General features: G+C 63.3%; 18 protein-coding genes and 2 riboswitches. Of the genes, 15 read left to right on the forward strand and 3 right to left on the reverse strand.

Going from position 1 to position 17,596, the window contains the following annotated elements; genetic code table 11:
- Nucleotides 1-17: 17 nt before the first annotated feature.
- From BLU76_RS19830 to BLU76_RS19840, 3 genes are read right to left on the reverse strand one after another with little or no spacing between them, the layout of a single operon-like run.
- Complete coding sequence (locus tag BLU76_RS19830; RefSeq protein WP_092223989.1) at nucleotides 18-422, reverse strand: cobalamin biosynthesis protein; 405 nt, start codon at nucleotides 420-422, stop codon at nucleotides 18-20.
- Nucleotides 419-1,114 (reverse strand): CbtA family protein, encoded by a 696-nt coding sequence (locus BLU76_RS19835; RefSeq protein WP_092145603.1) that lies wholly within the window; start codon nucleotides 1,112-1,114, stop codon nucleotides 419-421. The genes BLU76_RS19830 and BLU76_RS19835 overlap by 4 nt, the downstream gene beginning before the upstream one ends.
- Nucleotides 1,115-1,125: 11 nt before the next feature.
- Nucleotides 1,126-1,314: a CbtB domain-containing protein gene (locus tag BLU76_RS19840; protein WP_092145605.1), complete on the reverse strand. Its 189-nt coding sequence runs from the start codon at nucleotides 1,312-1,314 to the stop codon at nucleotides 1,126-1,128.
- Nucleotides 1,315-1,413: 99 nt separating this feature from the next.
- Nucleotides 1,414-1,637: riboswitch (cobalamin riboswitch) on the reverse strand.
- Nucleotides 1,638-1,835: 198 nt separating this feature from the next.
- Nucleotides 1,836-2,051: riboswitch (cobalamin riboswitch) on the forward strand.
- Between the two features lie 97 nt (nucleotides 2,052-2,148).
- On the opposite strand from BLU76_RS19840, the gene cobW reads away from it, so the two are divergent.
- The 15 genes from cobW (at nucleotide 2,149) to BLU76_RS19915 (ending at nucleotide 17,489) form a co-directional block, all read left to right on the forward strand.
- On the forward strand, nucleotides 2,149-3,213 hold the full coding sequence (cobW, locus tag BLU76_RS19845) for a cobalamin biosynthesis protein CobW (protein ID WP_092223991.1): 1,065 nt from the start codon (nucleotides 2,149-2,151) through the stop codon (nucleotides 3,211-3,213).
- Nucleotides 3,214-3,216: 3 nt separating this feature from the next.
- A complete protein-coding gene (cobN, locus tag BLU76_RS19850; protein ID WP_092223993.1) occupies nucleotides 3,217-6,990 on the forward strand; it encodes a cobaltochelatase subunit CobN in 3,774 nt (1,257 codons plus the stop codon).
- A gap of 174 nt (nucleotides 6,991-7,164) precedes the next feature.
- Nucleotides 7,165-8,166 carry a magnesium chelatase ATPase subunit I gene (locus tag BLU76_RS19855; protein ID WP_092223995.1) on the forward strand — a complete coding sequence of 334 codons (1,002 nt, stop codon included), beginning with the start codon at nucleotides 7,165-7,167 and terminating at the stop codon, nucleotides 8,164-8,166.
- 101 nt (nucleotides 8,167-8,267) lie between these two features.
- Nucleotides 8,268-8,831: a vWA domain-containing protein gene (locus BLU76_RS19860; RefSeq protein WP_092145715.1), complete on the forward strand. Its 564-nt coding sequence runs from the start codon at nucleotides 8,268-8,270 to the stop codon at nucleotides 8,829-8,831.
- Nucleotides 8,832-8,884: 53 nt separating this feature from the next.
- Complete coding sequence (locus BLU76_RS19865; RefSeq protein ID WP_092223997.1) at nucleotides 8,885-10,531, forward strand: phospholipase D-like domain-containing protein; 1,647 nt, start codon at nucleotides 8,885-8,887, stop codon at nucleotides 10,529-10,531.
- Nucleotides 10,532-10,597: 66 nt separating this feature from the next.
- Nucleotides 10,598-10,846, forward strand: coding sequence for a type II toxin-antitoxin system Phd/YefM family antitoxin (locus BLU76_RS19870; protein WP_063321995.1), 249 nt, complete (start codon nucleotides 10,598-10,600; stop codon nucleotides 10,844-10,846).
- Nucleotides 10,836-11,117, forward strand: a complete 282-nt coding sequence (locus tag BLU76_RS19875; protein WP_092145614.1) for a type II toxin-antitoxin system RelE family toxin — start codon at nucleotides 10,836-10,838, stop codon at nucleotides 11,115-11,117. Before BLU76_RS19870 ends, BLU76_RS19875 begins: the two co-directional genes overlap by 11 nt.
- A gap of 78 nt (nucleotides 11,118-11,195) precedes the next feature.
- Nucleotides 11,196-11,537, forward strand: a complete 342-nt coding sequence (locus BLU76_RS19880) for a YdcA family protein (protein ID WP_063321993.1) — start codon at nucleotides 11,196-11,198, stop codon at nucleotides 11,535-11,537.
- A 322-nt stretch (nucleotides 11,538-11,859) separates the two neighbouring features.
- Complete coding sequence (locus tag BLU76_RS19885) at nucleotides 11,860-12,708, forward strand: transporter substrate-binding domain-containing protein (RefSeq protein WP_092223999.1); 849 nt, start codon at nucleotides 11,860-11,862, stop codon at nucleotides 12,706-12,708.
- Nucleotides 12,709-12,762: 54 nt separating this feature from the next.
- Complete coding sequence (locus BLU76_RS19890) at nucleotides 12,763-13,425, forward strand: amino acid ABC transporter permease (RefSeq protein ID WP_018608019.1); 663 nt, start codon at nucleotides 12,763-12,765, stop codon at nucleotides 13,423-13,425.
- A gap of 9 nt (nucleotides 13,426-13,434) precedes the next feature.
- Nucleotides 13,435-14,097, forward strand: a complete 663-nt coding sequence (locus BLU76_RS19895) for an amino acid ABC transporter permease (RefSeq protein ID WP_028236639.1) — start codon at nucleotides 13,435-13,437, stop codon at nucleotides 14,095-14,097.
- Nucleotides 14,094-14,885, forward strand: a complete 792-nt coding sequence (locus BLU76_RS19900; RefSeq protein WP_092145620.1) for an amino acid ABC transporter ATP-binding protein — start codon at nucleotides 14,094-14,096, stop codon at nucleotides 14,883-14,885. Before BLU76_RS19895 ends, BLU76_RS19900 begins: the two co-directional genes overlap by 4 nt.
- Before the next feature lie 25 nt (nucleotides 14,886-14,910).
- Nucleotides 14,911-15,300: a RidA family protein gene (locus BLU76_RS19905; RefSeq protein ID WP_092145622.1), complete on the forward strand. Its 390-nt coding sequence runs from the start codon at nucleotides 14,911-14,913 to the stop codon at nucleotides 15,298-15,300.
- Nucleotides 15,301-15,465: 165 nt separating this feature from the next.
- Nucleotides 15,466-16,230: an IclR family transcriptional regulator gene (locus tag BLU76_RS19910; protein WP_063321989.1), complete on the forward strand. Its 765-nt coding sequence runs from the start codon at nucleotides 15,466-15,468 to the stop codon at nucleotides 16,228-16,230.
- 41 nt (nucleotides 16,231-16,271) lie between these two features.
- Complete coding sequence (locus tag BLU76_RS19915; RefSeq protein ID WP_092224001.1) at nucleotides 16,272-17,489, forward strand: amino acid deaminase; 1,218 nt, start codon at nucleotides 16,272-16,274, stop codon at nucleotides 17,487-17,489.
- The last annotated feature ends 107 nt before the right edge of the window (nucleotides 17,490-17,596 follow it).

The raw sequence follows: 17,596 nt of genomic DNA on the forward strand, positions 1-17,596 counted from the left end.
GCGCCGATTATCGGGATTTACGCCACGACCGCCAATGCCAACGTGCTCTTGGGCCCTTTTTGGCGAGTAATCAGCAGCGTCGCGGGCGTCGTGCCCAATTGGTCGGCCAAGGCCAGGGCGGCGCTTTCGGCGATGCCGTAGCAACCGGTTCGTTGGAAGGCGATCTCGGAGCGGTGACTGAGCCGCTGCTCGTAGCCGGCCAACTGTTCGACACTGAAGCAGGTCAGCGGCAGGGCCAGTTGCCCGGCCAGATCCAGCAGTCCTGGTTCGTCACGCTTGAGGTCGATACTGGCCAGGGCCCGTACCCGATGAAGTTCGATGCCGTGGGCCTGCAGCGTTTCGTCGAGCAAGGCCCGCAGCGTGCTGGCCGAGCAACCGCGTTGGCAGCCAAGGCCGACCACCAGCATCGGCCCGTTGCTCATGCGTCGTGGCGGGCTTGGCCGTCACGGCGAAACAGCCATGTGCTGATCAGGCCCAGGGCCAGCCAGAACGCGACGTTGGTCACTTGCGAGGCGATCTTGAATTGCGTTTCAAGCGCTTCGGGCGCCAGCATCGAGTGGACTTCAGGCTGCGGTGCACCGATGACATGGGGCACCAGCAACGTCGCCACGCCCAGCAACTTGAGCAGCCAATGCTTGCCGAAGGCGATCAGGGCGATGCCCACCGCCGTGGACGCCGCGGTGCCGATCCACCACATCTGCCGTTGGGCCAGGTCGGCCGCTGCGGTACCAGGCAGTTCCGGCGGCAGGCCAAGCGTCGGCGCCAAGACGAAAGTGGCATAACCGGCCAGGCCCCAGAGCAGGCCTTGGGACGTGCGAGTCGGTGCGCGCAAGGTGTACAGGCCCGCCAGCATCAGGGCAAAACCCACGGCGACCACCAGGTTGCCGCCAGTGGTGGACAGTACGCGCTGCCAACCGTCTTCCGGCTCCCAGGCCTCGGCATCATGGGTATGAGCCGCCCCGTCGGCGTGTTCATGGGCCTCGGTCGCCGGGGCCTTCTCGAAGGTTTCCGCCTGGAGAATCAGCGGCGATACCCAGAAACTTTGCAGCAGGGTCAGCAGCAGGGCGGCCAGCAAGCCGCTGAAACCAGCGGTCTGCGCGATACGCTTGATCATGGCGTCAGGTCTCAATGGCAAGGGAATGCGGCGCTGTGACGGGTATCGTGGGCGGCGTTGTGGACCGCTTCGATGTGAGAGAACCCGGCAAAATAGACCAGGCTCGCACCCAGGATCGAAGCGAAGATCGCGGCGCTCAGGCGTTGGCTCAGGGTGGTGGTGCTACTGGCGGTGCGGGCGGTGCTGCTGATGGTCGACATGGCGCTTCCCTCTGTTCTTGTTCAGTGGGTGATTCGAGCGCAATGAAACCCCAGGCGAAGGCCCGCCAGGATTCGAACAGCGCCCGCCCACCGCGGGTTGTTGGTGCATGAGTCATGGGCCGGTCTCCGGGCTCGCGAGGGGCGGGGCTTGCGCCTGGCCTGCAAGCGTCACCTTCCCATGTCCTGGGACACAGTGGTTCAGACGCTTCGCTCGCTTACCGTTGCGGGGGCAGCACCGGACTGACGTGGCCTTGGAGTAAAGCGCACGATTCACCGGTTTCCCGTTTCACCCTGTGAAGGGCACCCGTAACTAGGCGCACAGGAGAGCATGGGCGGGGCGGGGCCGTCAATGTACAAGGGCCGACGAGCGGGCTGTTGTGGCGAGGGAGCTTGCTCCCGCTCGGTTGCGCAGCGACCGTAAAGAGCTGGGGGCCGCTGCGCTGCCCAACGGGAGCAAGCTCCCTCGCCACAACAGCATCCTGCATCTTACTTGCGGAGATTGACCCGCCCCCACACCCTGCGTAGCCTTGCGCCTTCGAGGTTCTTCGGCACGTGCCGGAGCTAAGAAGGGAACGCGGTCCAAGCCGCGGCTGCCCCCGCAACTGTGAACGGTGCTGTTTCTGCAAGGCCACTGTGCATGCCCTTATTAAACGGGCGCACGGGAAGGCGCAGCAATTGCCAGTCGAAAGATTGGCCCGCCGTCAGCCAGGAGACCTGCCTCGACACAGATTCTCACTACAACCGGGCGGGGTGATCCGGTGGCGAAATCTTCCGCGCGCGCCTGTGCCAGCGGTTGTCGTCCCGTTTGCCCGCCACCTTGCCAAAGGGCATCCGATGAAAACACTGGCCAAACTCCCCGTCACCATCGTCACCGGCTTCCTCGGCTCGGGTAAGACCACCTTGCTGCGGCACATGCTCGACAACGCCCAGGGCCGGCGCATCGCCGTGATCGTCAACGAGTTCGGCGAACTGGGCATCGACGGCGAGATCCTCAAGCAGTGCTCCATCGGCTGTACCGAAGAAGAAGCCAACGGCCGCGTCTATGAACTGGCCAACGGCTGCCTGTGCTGCACGGTGCAGGAAGAATTCTTCCCGGTGATGCGCGAACTGGTGGCCCGGCGTGGCGACCTCGACCATATCCTCATCGAAACCTCCGGCCTGGCCCTGCCCAAGCCGCTGGTCCAGGCCTTCCAATGGCCGGAAATCCGCAGTGCCTGCACCGTCGACGCAGTGATCACCGTGGTCGACAGTCCGGCCGTGGCCGCGGGCACCTTTGCCGCGTTCCCCGACCAGGTCGATGCCATGCGCAAACTCGATCCGAACCTGGACCACGAATCGCCGCTGCACGAACTGTTCGCCGACCAGTTGGCGAGCGCCGACCTGGTGATCCTCAACAAGGCTGACCTGATCAGCCCTGAAGACCTGGCCAAGGTTCGCCTGGAAGTCGCCGAAGAGCTACCGCCGGCGGTCAAGGTCATCGAGGCCAGCAGCGGTCGCCTGCCGCTGGACGTACTGATTGGCCTGGGCGCCGGTTCCGAAGAACACATCGACGGCCGCCACAGCCATCACGATCACCACCATGACGGCGACGATGACGACCACGATCATGACGCCTTCGATTCTATCTCCATCGAGCTGCCCCAGGCCGACGAAAGCCTGTTGCTCGACGCGCTGACGCAACTGGTGGTCCAGCACGGCGTACTGCGGGTCAAGGGTTTCGCGGCGATCCCGAACAAGCCGATGCGTCTGCTGATCCAAGGGGTCGGCACGCGTTTCGACAAGCATTTCGACCGTCAGTGGGGCGCCGACGAAGCGCGGGTCACCCGCCTGGTGCTGATCGGCCAGGCGCTCGACGCCGCGCTGCTCGAAGCGCAGTTGCGCGCCGCCCTCGGCGCCTAAGCCATGCACCTGCTCAGGACCCAGCCCGGCGGTTTCGTGTCGGATGACAACATTGCCGACCTGGGGCAAACCCCCGCCGAGCTGGTGATCCTGTGCAGTGGCGACTCCAGCCTGGCGCTGCTGGCCGAAGCGGCGAAGCAGTTGCCGGGCGATTATCCGCAGTTTCGCCTCGCCAACCCGATGCAGGTGCAGAACCACGCCTCGGTGGACCTGTACTTCGAAGGCGTGCTGCGCCACGCCAAGGTCATCCTGTTGTCGCTGCACGGCGGCATCGGCTATTGGCGCTACGGCATCGAGCGCCTGATGGAACTGGCCGGGCGCGGGGTGAAGCTGATCCTGGTGCCGGGGGATGATCGTCCGGACCCGGAACTCAGCGACCTGAGCAACGTGCCCTTCGAGGACCGCGATCGGCTCTGGCAGTTCTTGCGCCAGGGCGGGCTGGGCAATGCCCTGGACCTGTTTCACAACCTCGGCAGTCAATGGTTCGGCCGCGATTATCCGTGGGCCGAACCGCAAGTCCTGCCACGCACGGCCATCTATCACCCAGGAAAGACCAACGCCAGCCTCGACGATTGGCAAGCCGACTGGCAGGCCGGACAACCGGTGGCGGCGGTGCTGTTTTATCGCTCTCACTTGCAAGCGGCGAACACCGCGTTCATCGACGTGTTTTGTCAGCGCCTGCAAGCGGCGGGGCTCAATCCGCTGCCGATTGCCGTGGCGAGCCTCAAGGAGCCCGGTTGCCTGGCGCTGGTCGAAGACTGGCTGGACGCGGTGGAGGCCGGGGTGATCCTCAATACCACCGGCTTCGCCCAATCCAGCCCGGAAGCGCCGCACCTGCGACCGTTCCGTCGCAACATTGCGGTGATCCAGGCGATCTGCGCCCAGGACAACGAACCGGGCTGGCGTGCCAGCGAGCAGGGCCTGGGCCCGCGAGACCTGGCGATGCACATTGCCTTGCCGGAGCTGGACGGGCGGATCATCAGCCGCCCGATCAGCTTCAAGGACCTGGCCTGGCGCAGCGAGCGCAGCCAGAGCGACGTGGTCTGTTATCGGGCTGTGCCTGAACGCATGGATTTTGTCGCCGAGCTGGCGCGGCGCTGGACAACATTGGCGCGTTTGCCCAACGCAGAAAAACGTGTGGCGTTGATCCTCGCCAACTACCCGACCCGGGATGGGCGCATCGGCAATGGCGTCGGCCTGGACACCCCGGCAGCGGCGTTGAATATCCTGCGGGCCATGCAGGCCGAGGGGTATCCGCTGCCGCCTGATTTGCCTGGGAGCGGTACCGCGTTGATCCAGCAGTTGCTCGGTGGTGTCAGCAACGACCTGGACAGCCTCGACCTGCGGCCATGTCACCAGAGCCTGGCCCTCGATGCCTATCAGGCCATGTTCGACGCGCTGCCCGAGGCCAATCGCCAAGCGGTGCTGGAGCGCTGGGGCGCGCCCGAGAACGATCCGATGTTCCGTGACGGCCGCCTGATGGTCGCCGGCCTGCGCCTGGGCCTGACCTTCGTCGGCATCCAGCCGGCCCGGGGGTATCAGGTCGATCCGAGCGCGGTGTACCACGACCCGGACCTGGTGCCGCCCCACGGCTACATGGCGTTCTATTTCTGGTTGCGCAACACCTATGGCGTGCACGGGGTGATCCACGTCGGCAAGCACGGCAACCTTGAGTGGCTGCCGGGCAAGGGCGTCGGGCTCTCGGAGAGTTGCTGGCCGGACGCGTTGCTGGGGCCGCTGCCGAACATCTATCCGTTCATCGTCAATGACCCGGGTGAGGGCGCCCAAGCCAAGCGCCGCACCCAGGCGGTGATCATCGACCATTTGATGCCGCCCCTGACCCGGGCCGAAACCTACGGACCGCTGCGCAACCTCGAGTTGTTGGCCGACGAATACTACGAGGCGCAATTGCTCGATCCGCGCCGTGCCCGGGAGCTGCAACGGGACATCCTCAATCTGGTGCGCGAGACGCACATCGACCGCGAACTGCAACTCGACGCGGCCCTCGACAGTGACGCCGACGCCGCGATCTGGCTGCCGCGCCTGGACACTTACCTGTGCGACTTGAAGGAGTCGCAGATCCGCGACGGCCTGCACATTTTCGGCGAGTCGCCCTGCGGACGGCTGCGCATCGACACCTTGCTGGCGTTGCTGCGCATTCCCCGGGGCGACGGCAAGGGCGCGCAGTCGAGTCTGTTGCGGGCGCTGGCCACTGCGTTCGGGCTGGGTTTCGATCCGCTGGATTGTGCCTTGGCCGAGCCCTGGACCGGCGAGTGTCCCGAGACGTTGCGCCGGGTCAGCGCCGAGCCTTGGCGCACCGCCGGCGATACGCGCGAGCGCCTGGAATTGTTCGCCGCGCAGTTGATCGAGCAAGCACTGGACGGTGGGGTCGAGCAGCTCAATGCGCCGGGCTGGGAGACGGTGGCCAGCATCATCGAAAACCTGCGCTCCGTCGTGGCCCCGCGCCTGGACGCCTGCGGTCCGGCGGAAATCCGCGGCCTGCTCGATGCCTTGAACGGGCGCTTCGTGCCGGCCGGCCCCAGCGGCGCGCCGAGTCGCGGACGCCTGGATGTGTTGCCCACCGGACGCAATTTCTTCTCGGTGGACGTGCGCAACCTGCCGACCACCACGGCGTGGCGCATCGGTTTCCAATCAGCGAACCTGATCCTTGAACGGCACCTGCAGGACCACGGCGATCACCTGCGCCAGCTCGGCCTGTCGGTGTGGGGCACCGCCACCATGCGCACCGGTGGCGATGATATTGCCCAGGCCATGGCGCTGATGGGCGTGCGTCCGGTGTGGGCCACGGGCAGCCAGCGGGTCGATGATTTCGAGATCCTGCCGTTGAGCTTGCTGGACCGGCCTCGGGTCGATGTCACGCTGCGGGTGTCCGGGTTCTTCCGCGATGCTTTTGCCAACCTGATCCGCCTGTTCGATGCGGCGGTGCAGGCCGTCGCCGCCCTCGATGAACCGGACGACCTGAACCCCTTGGCGGCCAAGGTCCGCGGCGAACGCGAGGCCTTGTTGGCGTCGGGCCTGGAGCCGGAAGCGGCGGCGCGCCAGGCTGGCTGGCGGATCTTCGGCGCCAAGCCCGGGGCCTATGGCGCGGGCGTGCAGGGCGCGATTGATGGGCGCTTGTGGCAGAGCCGCGAGGATCTGGCCGAGGTATACCTGAACTGGGGCGGTTACGCCTACGGCGCCAGCGATGAAGGCACTGCCGCCCGGGGGCAGTTCTCCCGACGTCTGAGCCAGGTGCAAGCGGTGCTGCAGAACCAGGACAACCGCGAGCATGACCTGCTCGATTCCAATGATTACTACCAGTTCCAGGGCGGCATGCTGGCGGCGGTCGAGACTCTCGGTGGAGTCGCGGCGGCCAGTTACCATGGCGACCACAGCCAGCCAGACTTGCCCAAGATCCGCACCCTGAAAGAAGAGCTCAACCGCGTCATCCGTTCCCGCGCAGCGAATCCGAAGTGGATCGACGGCGTGAAGCGTCACGGCTATAAAGGCGCGTTCGAACTGGCGGCGACGGTGGACAACCTGTTCGCCTTCGACGCCACCACGCAGTTGATCGACGATCACCAGTACGCCTTGCTGGCCGATGCCTACCTGCTCGACCCGGACACCCGGGATTTCGTCCGCCAGCACAACCCCGACGCCCTGCGGGACATGACCGAGCGCATGCTCGAAGCGCAGCAGCGGGGGATGTGGCAGGCGCCGGGGCAGTACCGCGAGGCGTTGGAGAATTTGTTGTTGGACATTGAAGAGGATGGTTGAAATGAGGACAACAGGCGCGCACTTGTGGCGAGGGAGCTTGCTCCCGCTCGGCTGCGCAGCAGTCGTCGTTCTGGAAGGGCACTGGGACCTCAGGTTCTGGGGGCCGCTTCGCGCCCCAGCGGGAGCAAGCTCCCTCGCCACAGGGGAACCTCGCACATTCATGAGACCTTCAGCATGACTCACACTCCCCATTTCCCACTCTCCGCCGTGGTCGGCGCCGATGACCTGAAACTGGCCCTGTGCCTGGCCGCGATCGATCCGAAAATCGGCGGTGTGCTGATTGAAGGCCCGCGGGGCATGGCCAAGTCCACCTTGGCCCGGGGCCTGGCGGACTTGCTGGCCAGCGGTCAGTTCGTCACCTTGCCCCTCGGTGCTACCGAAGAGCGGCTGGTGGGCACCCTGGACCTGGACGCAGCGCTGGGGGAGGGTCGCGCGCAGTTTTCTCCCGGCGTGTTGGCCAAGGCCGACGGTGGCGTGTTGTACGTCGATGAAGTGAACCTGCTGCCCGATCATCTGGTGGACCTGCTGTTGGACGTGGCCGCCAGCGGCACCAACCTGATCGAGCGTGACGGCATTTCCCATCGGCATCCGGCGCGCTTTGTGCTGATCGGCACCATGAATCCGGAAGAAGGCGAACTGCGCCCGCAGTTGCTCGATCGGTTCGGTTTGAACGTGGCCCTCGACGGTCACACCGCGCCGACTGAGCGTGGGCAGATCATTCGCCGGCGGTTGGATTTCGACAGTGATCCGGCGGCGTTCTGTGCGCAGTGGGAGAGCGCTCAACAGCAGTTGCGTGACCGTTGCCAACAGGCGCGCAACCGGTTGGCCGGGATTGCCCTGGATGATGCCGCGCTGGCGCAGATCACCGAGCGCTGCTTTGCCGCCGGTGTCGATGGCTTGCGCGCCGACCTGGTCTGGCTGCGGGCGGCCCGGGCCCATGCCGCGTGGCGCGGGGCCGATGCCATCGCGGATGAAGACATCGATGCGGTCGCCGAGTTTGCCTTGCGGCACCGGCGGCGCGGGCATTCGGCACCGGCGTCGTCCCAGACGCCGCAAACGGCTGCGAATGAAACAGCCAAGCCCAACGAAGGCCAAGGCCAGTGGGGCGACCTGCCGGCCCGGGCATTGCCGACCGGTGCCCGGCGTGATGTGCCGAGCTGGCCAAAAAAGCCTTAGGCATTCGCCCTCGTTCAACGGCGGGGGCGAATGCCAGACCCCGTGCTGGACAATTGGAGCTGGGACGCCAGGGCCGGAGCAAAGCCGCGGCGAGCGGTGCGGTGAACTGGCCGGGGACGTTGCTCCATGGCCGACCGCGCCTGCGTGAGGACCTGCGCTGGCACGGTCGTCATCGGTCGCCCCATGAGCTGTGGCTGGTCATCGTCGATGCGTCGGCTTCGACCCGGCGTCATCGCGCCTTGAGTGACGGCAAGGGCCTGCTGGCGCAGTTGTTCGACGACGCCTACCGACAACGCGCGCGCTTGGCGCTGTTGACGGCCAGCGGCACGCTCCCCAATTGGCAGGTGCAAGGGCTCAAGGCCTCGGCGGGCCTGCGCGCCTGGCTCGATGGGTTGGGTGCCGGTGGCGGAACGCCGTTGCTGGCGGCGCTGAACGAGGCCGGGCGCTGGCTGGTGGCGCGCCGCAAGCGCTACCCGGCGGAGCAGCAACGGGTGTTGGTGATGACCGACGGACGAGTCAAGGAGGGGCTTTCACCGCCGCTTCTCGATTGCCCATGCCTGTTGATCGACATCGAGAGAGGCCCGATCCGCCTGGGCCGGGCCCGGCAGTTGGCGGGGCAGTTGCAGGCTGAGTATTGGCATATTGACGAAGAGTCACCTGGCTGAGGTAAGCATTGATTGCTGCACTATGCTCAGGCAGCCCCTCACAGGAGTGAACCATGCGCGTACTCGTCACCAACGCCCAGGACGATTTTCGGGTCAAGGCCTATGCCGGCACCAACGGCGTACTGCTCGCCATGGACCTGGCCGAACCCCGACGCAAGGGCTTGCTGGGCTTTGCCATCGAGAAGCAGCAGGGCGACAAAACCTGGCTGTTCCTGTTCAACAGCCTGACCTTCCCCGACAAGGCCCACACGTTTCCCCAGTTCCACGCCACCCCTAGCGACAAGGCGCCGTTGCAGAAATTTCGCTGGGCCGACTACGCCGTCAACCCCGGTGTGACGATCCACTACCGTGTGCACCTGGCTTATGGCAGTCCCGACGCGCCACAGCTGGGGGAATCCCTGGCCGTCACGGTCACCAGCGACGACGGTCAGCCAATCAACCAGCGAGTGATCTTCAATCGGGCCGTGGCCGCCAGCCAGGCGTTCCAGCGCAAGTTTCCCGAAGTGGACGCGCTGATAAGCGCCAATAAAAACCTGTCCATCGATGACTGGCCCGATGCCCCGCGTCGTTGGTTGGAAAATGGCTTGCTGGGGCGCTTGACCGGCTTCATCGACCGGGCGCTGGATGCCCACTGGGCCCTGGACGTCGCCATCTATGAATACGAATTGCCGGTGATCGTCGACGCGGTCAACGCCGCTCACGCGCGCGGCGCACAGGTTCGCGTGCTTTACCACGCCGAGCCAGGCGACGACACCACGCTGCGCAACGAAGCCAACCTGGAAAAATTGCCGGCGGCCAACAAGCGTGGGCGGGTCACCCATAACATTTTCCACGACAAGTTCATTGTGTTGAGCAAGGTCGATGGCGGCGGTGCGTTACAACCGGAGGCGGTGTTGTGCGGCAGTACCAACTTCACCGCCAACGGCGTCTACCGCCAGGCCAATGTGGTTCATGTGCTGGACGATCCGCGGGTGAGCGACAGCTATCGCCAGGTGTTCGAGCAGATCTGGGCCGTACCGCAGGACGTCGGGACCACCCGTGAGTGGATCAATCAGAACAATCCCATGGTCCCGGAGGAACAGTTGTTCATCGGTTTTTCGCCACGCACGGGAGAGGGCGACCTGGACCGCTTCGTCGACATCATCAACGCGGCTCGAAAGGACCTGTTGTTCGTCACCGCATTCGTCTTGCCCGACCGGATTCTTGACGCCGTGCTCGGCCAACCCAATGACGACGTGCTGCGCTACGGCCTGCAAAACACCAAGAGCCGCATCACCGGCTTCCATGCCGACCGCACCGCCGAATTCGCCGCCACCGCACTGCTCAACACCGGCCTGGAAGGCTGGCTCAAGGAAAACATGAAAGGCCAGAAGGGCAACCTGCTGGTGCACACCAAGGCCATCGTCACCGACTTCACCAGCGACACGCCGACCATCATCAGCGGCAGCCACAACCTCAGCGCTGCCGCCAGCAGCGGCAACGACGAGAACTACCTGATCATCCAGGGCGACACCGACCTGGCCGACCGCTACGGATTGGAATTGCTGCGTTTCTATGAGCATTACCGCTTTCGCTACTTTGCGAAAAAACTCGCCCTCAAGCAGGTCAAGCCACTGGCGGTGGATGACAGCTGGAGTGATGACTATTACCGCGAGGGGGATTTGCGGATGTTGTCCAGGGTGAGGTTTTGCGGGCGCTGAGCAGTGGCAAGGGGTGTTTTAGAGTGCTATTTTTAGCGCTATTAAGAGTACTCAAGGACTCGTTTCATGACACATATCGTGCTTTCCCAAGTAGTCGCCAGCATTTCTGAACTCAAGAAAAACCCAATGGGCACCGTTGCTGCCGGTGGAGGATTATCTGTAGCGATCCTCAATCGTAATGAGCCCGCGTTCTATTGCGTCCCTGCCAGGGAATATGAAGCCATGATGGACCGGCTTGAGGACATGGAGTTGGCTGCTCTTTGCCGCGAGCGTGAAAACGATCCAACGATCAAGGTTTCTCTCGATGACCTATGAGTTGGAATTTTCCGATAAGGCATGGAAGGAATGGCAGAAATTGGGGGCAACACTCAGGGAGCAATTCAAAAAAAAGCTTGAAGAGCGACTGGTGAATCCACATGTCCAAGCGGACCGTCTCACCGGGTTGGGCAACGCTTATAAAATAAAGCTGCGCAGTGCGGGTTATCGATTGGTTTACCGCGTGGTAGATGATGTGTTGGTCGTCACGGTGATTGCAGTGGGTAAGCGTGAGCGCGGCCAGGTTTATGACGAGGCAGCCAGGCGGTGATGGCCAAATTTTCCCGATAGCGTTTGTGGAATTCTTTCCAGTGCTAGCATAGAGCCATCTATCAGCCTGGAAGCTGCCATGAACCTCTGTCACGGAACGTCCGCTTTACTTCGCACCTGTGTCGCGATCCTGTTGTTGGTCCTGGGCACTTCGGCCCTTGCCGCCAATCAACCTTGTTCCGGGCGCAAGGGCGGGATCGCCGGGTGTGATGGCGATACCTTCCTCTGCAACGACGGCTCGATCAGTGCTTCGAAGAAGTCCTGTTCCGCTGTGCTGGGGCTTCGCAACGAGGCTCGGCCGCAATCCTTGCTCAAGTCCGCCGACGGTTGCCAATGCGGCAGTGGCAATTACTGTGTCGGCCCCCGGGGCGGGGTCTATTGCCTCACACCTGGCGGCAGCAAGAGCTACAAGCGCAAATAGCCCAGGTACACCGCCGAACAATGGTGGGAGCAAGCTCGCTCCCACAGGGTATCCATTTACAACTCCAGCGTGGCTCCGTTTCGGTGCGCCGGGTACCCGGTTTGGGGCCTTGTTACCCGTGCCTCGTAGCCAACGGTAGCAACACCCTTCGCATGCGGACGCTGCTGCCCGCAGGTCTGTTTTTCCCATCTCCCTGATTTCCCTGACTTTCCATTTTTCTCACCCATCCGCTCCAAGCCTGTGGCACACTTTCTGCTGTCTATTCCGTTGTTACATACCATGTTCCGGTATAGCGGAATAAACTCAATCTGGAGTGCTTGCCATGCAACGCCGACCTTCCTTGTTCAAAGCGTGTGTTTTTCTCTTCGCGGCCACGACGGCTGCACTGGGTGTCGCCCAGGCGGCCGACAGCAAGCTGGACAGCGTGCTGCAGCGGGGGAAATTGATCGTGGGCACGGGCAGCACCAATGCGCCGTGGCACTTCCAGGGAGCGGATGGCAAGTTGCAGGGCTTTGATATCGATATCGCGCGGATGGTCGCCAAAGGCCTGTTCAACGACCCGGAGAAGGTCGAGTTCGTGGTGCAGTCTTCCGATGCGCGCATCCCCAACCTGTTGACCGACAAAGTCGACATGAGCTGCCAGTTCATCACCGTCACTGCCAGTCGCGCCCAGCAAGTGGCGTTCACCCTGCCGTACTACCGCGAAGGCGTGGGCCTGCTGCTGCCGGCCAACAGCAAGTACAAGGAAATCGAAGACCTCAAGGCAGCGGGCGATGACGTCACCGTGGCGGTGCTGCAGAACGTCTACGCCGAAGAGTTGGTGCACCAGGCGCTGCCCAAGGCCAAGGTCGACCAGTACGACAGCGTCGACCTGATGTACCAGGCAGTGAACTCCGGCCGCGCCGATGCCGCCGCCACCGACCAATCCTCGGTCAAATACCTGATGGTGCAGAACCCCGGCCGTTATCGCAGCCCGGCCTACGCCTGGAGCCCACAGACCTACGCCTGCGCGGTCAAGCGCGGCGACCAGGACTGGCTGAACTTCGTCAACACAACCTTGCATGAAGCCATGACCGGCGTGGAATTCCCTACCTATGCGGCGTCGTTCAAGCAGTGGTTTGGCGTCGAGCTGCCGTCGCCGGCAATCGGTTTCCCCGTTGAATTCAAATGACCCTGTGAGCCCGGGGCGCCCCTTGCGGGCGCTTCGTCGAAGGTACTGCCGACCATGAATTATCAGTTGAACTTTGCCGCCGTCTGGCGCGATTTCGACACGCTGCTGGCGGGGCTTGGCCTGGGGCTTTCCCTGGCGCTGGTGTCGATCGCCATCGGTTGCGTGATTGGCCTGGCGATGGCGTTTGCGCTGCTGAGCAAGCATCGGGTCCTGCGGGTGTTGGCGTCGGTGTATGTCACGGTGATCCGCAATACACCGATCCTGGTGTTGATCCTGCTGATCTACTTTGCCTTGCCGAGCCTGGGCATCCGCCTGGACAAGCTGCCGTCGTTCGTCATCACCCTCTCGCTGTACGCCGGGGCCTACCTGACCGAAGTGTTTCGCGGCGGACTGTTGAGCATTCACAAGGGACAGCGTGAAGCGGGGCTGGCCATCGGCCTTGGCGAGTGGCAGGTGAAAGCCTACGTCACCGTGCCGGTGATGCTGCGCAACGTGTTGCCGGCCTTGTCGAACAACTTCATTTCGCTGTTCAAGGACACCTCCCTGGCGGCGGCGATTGCCGTGCCGGAGCTGACCTATTACGCCCGCAAGATCAACGTGGAGAGCTACCGGGTAATCGAAACCTGGCTGGTGACCACGGCCCTGTATGTCGCGGCCTGTTACCTCATTGCCATGGTGCTGCGGTATTTCGAGCAGCGCCTGGCGATCCGCCGTTAGGAGTGTCCCATGTACGAATCACCCAGTTGGTTGCATGAGTTATGGGTCGCCCGAGACACTCTGTGGGCCGGCTTCCTGACCAGTGTGCAGTGTTCGCTGTTGGCGATTGTGTTGGGCACGCTGATCGGTCTGGTGGCCGGGCTAGTGCTGACTTATGGCCGGACCTGGATGCGCGCGCCGTTTCGTTTCTATGTCGACCTGATCCGCGGCACGCCGGTGTTCGTGCTGGTGCTGGCCTGCTTCTACATGGCCCCGGCCCTGGGTTGGCAGATCGGCGCGTTCCAGGCCGGCGTGCTGGGCTTGACGCTGTTCTGCGGCTCCCACGTGGCCGAGATCGTGCGCGGGGCCTTGCAGGCATTGCCCCGTGGGCAGATGGAGGCGAGCCAGGCCATCGGCCTGACGTTTTACCAGTCGCTGGGCTATGTGCTGTTGCCCCAGGCCTTGCGGCAAATCTTGCCGACCTGGGTCAATTCCTCCACCGAGATCGTCAAGGCCTCGACCCTGTTGTCGGTGATCGGCGTCGCCGAACTGCTGCTCAGCACCCAGCAGATCATCGCCCGGACCTTCATGACCCTGGAGTTTTACCTGTTCGCCGGGTTTCTCTTTTTCATCATCAATTACGCCATCGAATTGCTCGGGCGGCACATTGAAAAGCGGGTGGCCTTGCCATGACTGATATTTCGACTCCTTCCAACACCCAACCGCTGTTGGACATTCGCGGCCTGCGCAAACAATACGGCCCGCTGGAAGTGCTCAAGGGCGTGGACCTGAGCATGCAGCGCGGCAACGTGGTCACGCTGATCGGCTCCAGCGGTTCGGGCAAGACCACGCTGCTGCGCTGCGTGAACATGCTCGAGGAATTCCAGGGCGGGCAGATCATGCTCGACGGCGAGTCCATCGGTTACGACGACATCGACGGCAAGCGTGTGCGCCACGCCGAAAAAGTCATCGCCCGGCACCGTGCGATGACCGGCATGGCCTTCCAGCAATTCAACCTGTTCCCGCATTTGACCGCGTTGCAGAACGTCACCCTGGGCCTGCTCAAGGTGAAAAAACTGCCCAAGGATGAAGCGGTGGCCCTGGCCGAGAAATGGCTGGAGCGGGTGGGCTTGTTGGAGCGGCGCGATCACTTTCCCGGCCAGTTGTCTGGCGGTCAGCAGCAGCGCGTGGCGATTGCCCGGGCGATTGCGATGAACCCCAGCCTGATGCTGTTCGACGAAGTGACTTCGGCCCTGGACCCGGAGCTGGTCGGCGAGGTGCTGAACGTGATCAAGGGCCTGGCCGAAGACGGCATGACCATGCTGCTGGTGACCCACGAAATGCGCTTTGCCTTCGAGGTCTCCGACAAGATCGTGTTCATGAATCAGGGCCGCATCGAAGAGCAAGGGCCACCGAAGGAATTGTTCGAACGGCCACAGTCGCCACGCCTGGCGGAATTCCTCAAGAACACCCGTTTTTAATTTTATTCAGTAAGGAGAAACACCCATGAGCATTACGCGCTACGGCACCGGCAGCTCCGCAGGCGGCGGTCAGCCACGGCCATTCGCCCGCGCCGTGGAAGCCGATGGCTGGCTGCACGTGTCCGGCCAGGTGCCGGCGGTGAACGGCGAGATCATTGTCGGCGGGATCGTCGAGCAGACCCACCAGACCATGAAGAACCTGATCGCGATTCTCCAAGAGGCCGGTTACGACCTCAAGGACGTGGTGCGCTGCGGCGTGTGGTTGGATGACCCGCGGGATTTCTGGAGTTTCAACAAAGTATTCAGCGAGTACTTCAGCCCGGAACACGCCCCGGCCCGGGCCTGTGTGCAGGCGAGCATGATGGTCGATTGCAAGGTCGAGATCGATTGTGTGGCCTACAAGAAAAAAGGGTGAACAGGATATTCTGGCGAATTCGCTTTTGTGGCGAGGGAGCTTGCTCCCGCTCGGCTGCGCAGCAGTCGCAAGAAATTGGGCCTGCTGCGCAGGCCAGCGGGAGCAAGCTCCCTCGCCACAATAAAGATACATGCGACTATGAGTGAAACTTCAGGAACCGAAGACATGACCGAAGACACCATCAAACGCCGGGCCCGAGGATTGGATAGGGCGTTCGATATCCTCGACTTCCTCAAGGAAATCGGCCAGCCGCTGCGCCCGAACGATATTGCCAGCGGCATCGGCAGCCCCAAGTCCACGGTCTATGAACTGGTGGCGTCGCTGCTGGAGCGGCGCATCCTCGAGCCGGTGGGCAAGGACGGTCACGTCTACCTGGGCCGCCAGCTGTATTTTCTCGGGCAGGCACACCTGCGGCATTTCGACCTGAGCCGCGAGGCTGACCAGGCCTTGCAGGAGATCGTGCGCCAGACCCGGGAAACGGCGCAGATGTGCCTGCTCAACGGGCGCAAATACACCGTCGCGCTGATGAAGGAAGGCGAGCGGCATTTTCGCATTTCATCGGACATCGGGGAAAATGCGCCAATCCCGTGGACGGCGTCCGGGCGTCTGCTGCTGGCGCATTTGAGTGACCAGCAGATCGTCGACCTGATCGACCCTGACGACTTCATTTTGCCGGACGGCGATCGCCTGCCCCTGGAGCAATTCCTCAAGGAAATCCGCCAGGCCGGCATCGATGGTTTTTTCTCCTTCGACAGTGTCGCCGACACCTTCACCCACTGCTTTGCCGCACCGGTCAAAAACCCCGACGGCGTGGCCATCGCCACCCTGTGCATCGTCGCCCCACGGGCCGACGCCAAGAACAATTACGCCGACTACCGCCGGGTGCTGATCGAAAGCGCCAACAACCTGGCCCGGCGCATCAATGAATAGATAACCGCGGCTGCGAGCGGTCGCGTGCGAGGAGTACCAACATGTCTTCTGTCATTCCCAATGCTGGCGTAGAGAAGGGTGCGGCCACCCTCGGCGCTCATCTGCTCAAGGACGTCAGCCTGCCGGCACTGGTGTTGCACCGCGCGGCGCTGGAGCACAACATTCGCTGGATGCAAGCGTTCGTCACCGACAGCGGCGCCGAACTGGCCCCCCACGGCAAGACCAGCATGACCCCGGCGCTGTTTCGACGCCAGCTCGATGCCGGTGCCTGGGGCCTGACCCTCGCCAGCGCCGTGCAGACCCGTGCCGCTTATGCCCATGGTGTGCGCCGAGTGTTGATGGCCAACCAATTGGTGGGCACGCCAAACATGGCGCTGATTGCCGATTTGCTCGCCGACCCGGCGTTCGAATTCCATTGTCTGGTCGATCATCCGGATAATGTCGCGGACCTGGGCGCCTACTTCGCCTCTCGCGGCGTACGGCTCAATGTGATGATCGAGTACGGCGTGGTCGGCGGTCGTTGTGGCTGCCGGACCGAAGCCGAGGTGTTGGCCCTGGCCGAGGCGATTCGCAGTCAACCGGCGCTGGCGTTGACCGGTATCGAAGGCTACGAAGGGGTGATCCACGGTGACCACGCCATCAGTGGCATTCGTGCGTTCGCAGCGTCCCTGGTGCGGTTGGCGGTGCAGTTGCAGGACAACGGCGCGTTCGCCATCGACAAACCGATCATCACCGCTTCAGGGTCGGCCTGGTACGACCTGATCGCCGAATCCTTCGAAGCCCAGAATGCCCATGGGCGTTTCCTCAGCGTGCTGCGTCCCGGCAGCTACGTGGCCCATGACCACGGTATCTACAAAGAAGCCCAGTGCTGCGTGCTGGAGCGGCGCAGCGATTTGCACGAAGGCCTGCGCCCGGCGCTGGAAGTCTGGGCCCATGTGCAATCGCTGCCGGAGCCGGGCTTCGCGGTGATCGCCCTGGGCAAGCGCGACGTGGCCTACGACGCCGGATTACCGGTGCCGCTCAAGCGCTACCGGCCCGGATCGGACACGGTGGCGGGTGACGATGTGAGTGGCTGCAAGGTGACGGCGGTGATGGACCAGCATGCGTTCATGAATGTGGCGGCAGGGGTTGAGCTGCGTGTGGGCGACATCATTTCGTTTGGTACTTCACACCCGTGCCTGACGTTCGACAAGTGGCGGGTGGGATGCCTGGTGGATGAGCAATTGCGGGTGGTCGAGAGCATGGAGACTTGTTTCTAAGGCTTGAGATCGAGTCGCGGCTATCGCGAGCAAGCCCGCTCCCACACTGGATTATTGTGAATACAGAATCTGTGATCTCCCTGTGGGGGTGTGCTTGCTCGCGATAG

The sequence above is a fragment of the Pseudomonas sp. NFACC08-1 genome (assembly GCF_900106735.1).
Classification (GTDB): Bacteria; Pseudomonadota; Gammaproteobacteria; order Pseudomonadales; family Pseudomonadaceae; genus Aquipseudomonas; species Aquipseudomonas fluorescens_Q.

Coding starts and splice junctions, on each gene's coding strand:
- BLU76_RS19830 (WP_092223989.1), bottom strand. CDS start 422: ATGAGCAACGGGCCGATGCTGGTGGTCGGCCTTGGCTGCCAACGCGGT.
- BLU76_RS19835 (WP_092145603.1), bottom strand. CDS start 1,114: ATGATCAAGCGTATCGCGCAGACCGCTGGTTTCAGCGGCTTGCTGGCC.
- BLU76_RS19840 (WP_092145605.1), bottom strand. CDS start 1,314: ATGTCGACCATCAGCAGCACCGCCCGCACCGCCAGTAGCACCACCACC.
- cobW (WP_092223991.1), top strand. CDS start 2,149: ATGAAAACACTGGCCAAACTCCCCGTCACCATCGTCACCGGCTTCCTC.
- cobN (WP_092223993.1), top strand. CDS start 3,217: ATGCACCTGCTCAGGACCCAGCCCGGCGGTTTCGTGTCGGATGACAAC.
- BLU76_RS19855 (WP_092223995.1), top strand. CDS start 7,165: ATGACTCACACTCCCCATTTCCCACTCTCCGCCGTGGTCGGCGCCGAT.
- BLU76_RS19865 (WP_092223997.1), top strand. CDS start 8,885: ATGCGCGTACTCGTCACCAACGCCCAGGACGATTTTCGGGTCAAGGCC.
- BLU76_RS19870 (WP_063321995.1), top strand. CDS start 10,598: ATGACACATATCGTGCTTTCCCAAGTAGTCGCCAGCATTTCTGAACTC.
- BLU76_RS19875 (WP_092145614.1), top strand. CDS start 10,836: ATGACCTATGAGTTGGAATTTTCCGATAAGGCATGGAAGGAATGGCAG.
- BLU76_RS19880 (WP_063321993.1), top strand. CDS start 11,196: ATGAACCTCTGTCACGGAACGTCCGCTTTACTTCGCACCTGTGTCGCG.
- BLU76_RS19885 (WP_092223999.1), top strand. CDS start 11,860: ATGCAACGCCGACCTTCCTTGTTCAAAGCGTGTGTTTTTCTCTTCGCG.
- BLU76_RS19890 (WP_018608019.1), top strand. CDS start 12,763: ATGAATTATCAGTTGAACTTTGCCGCCGTCTGGCGCGATTTCGACACG.
- BLU76_RS19895 (WP_028236639.1), top strand. CDS start 13,435: ATGTACGAATCACCCAGTTGGTTGCATGAGTTATGGGTCGCCCGAGAC.
- BLU76_RS19900 (WP_092145620.1), top strand. CDS start 14,094: ATGACTGATATTTCGACTCCTTCCAACACCCAACCGCTGTTGGACATT.
- BLU76_RS19905 (WP_092145622.1), top strand. CDS start 14,911: ATGAGCATTACGCGCTACGGCACCGGCAGCTCCGCAGGCGGCGGTCAG.
- BLU76_RS19910 (WP_063321989.1), top strand. CDS start 15,466: ATGACCGAAGACACCATCAAACGCCGGGCCCGAGGATTGGATAGGGCG.
- BLU76_RS19915 (WP_092224001.1), top strand. CDS start 16,272: ATGTCTTCTGTCATTCCCAATGCTGGCGTAGAGAAGGGTGCGGCCACC.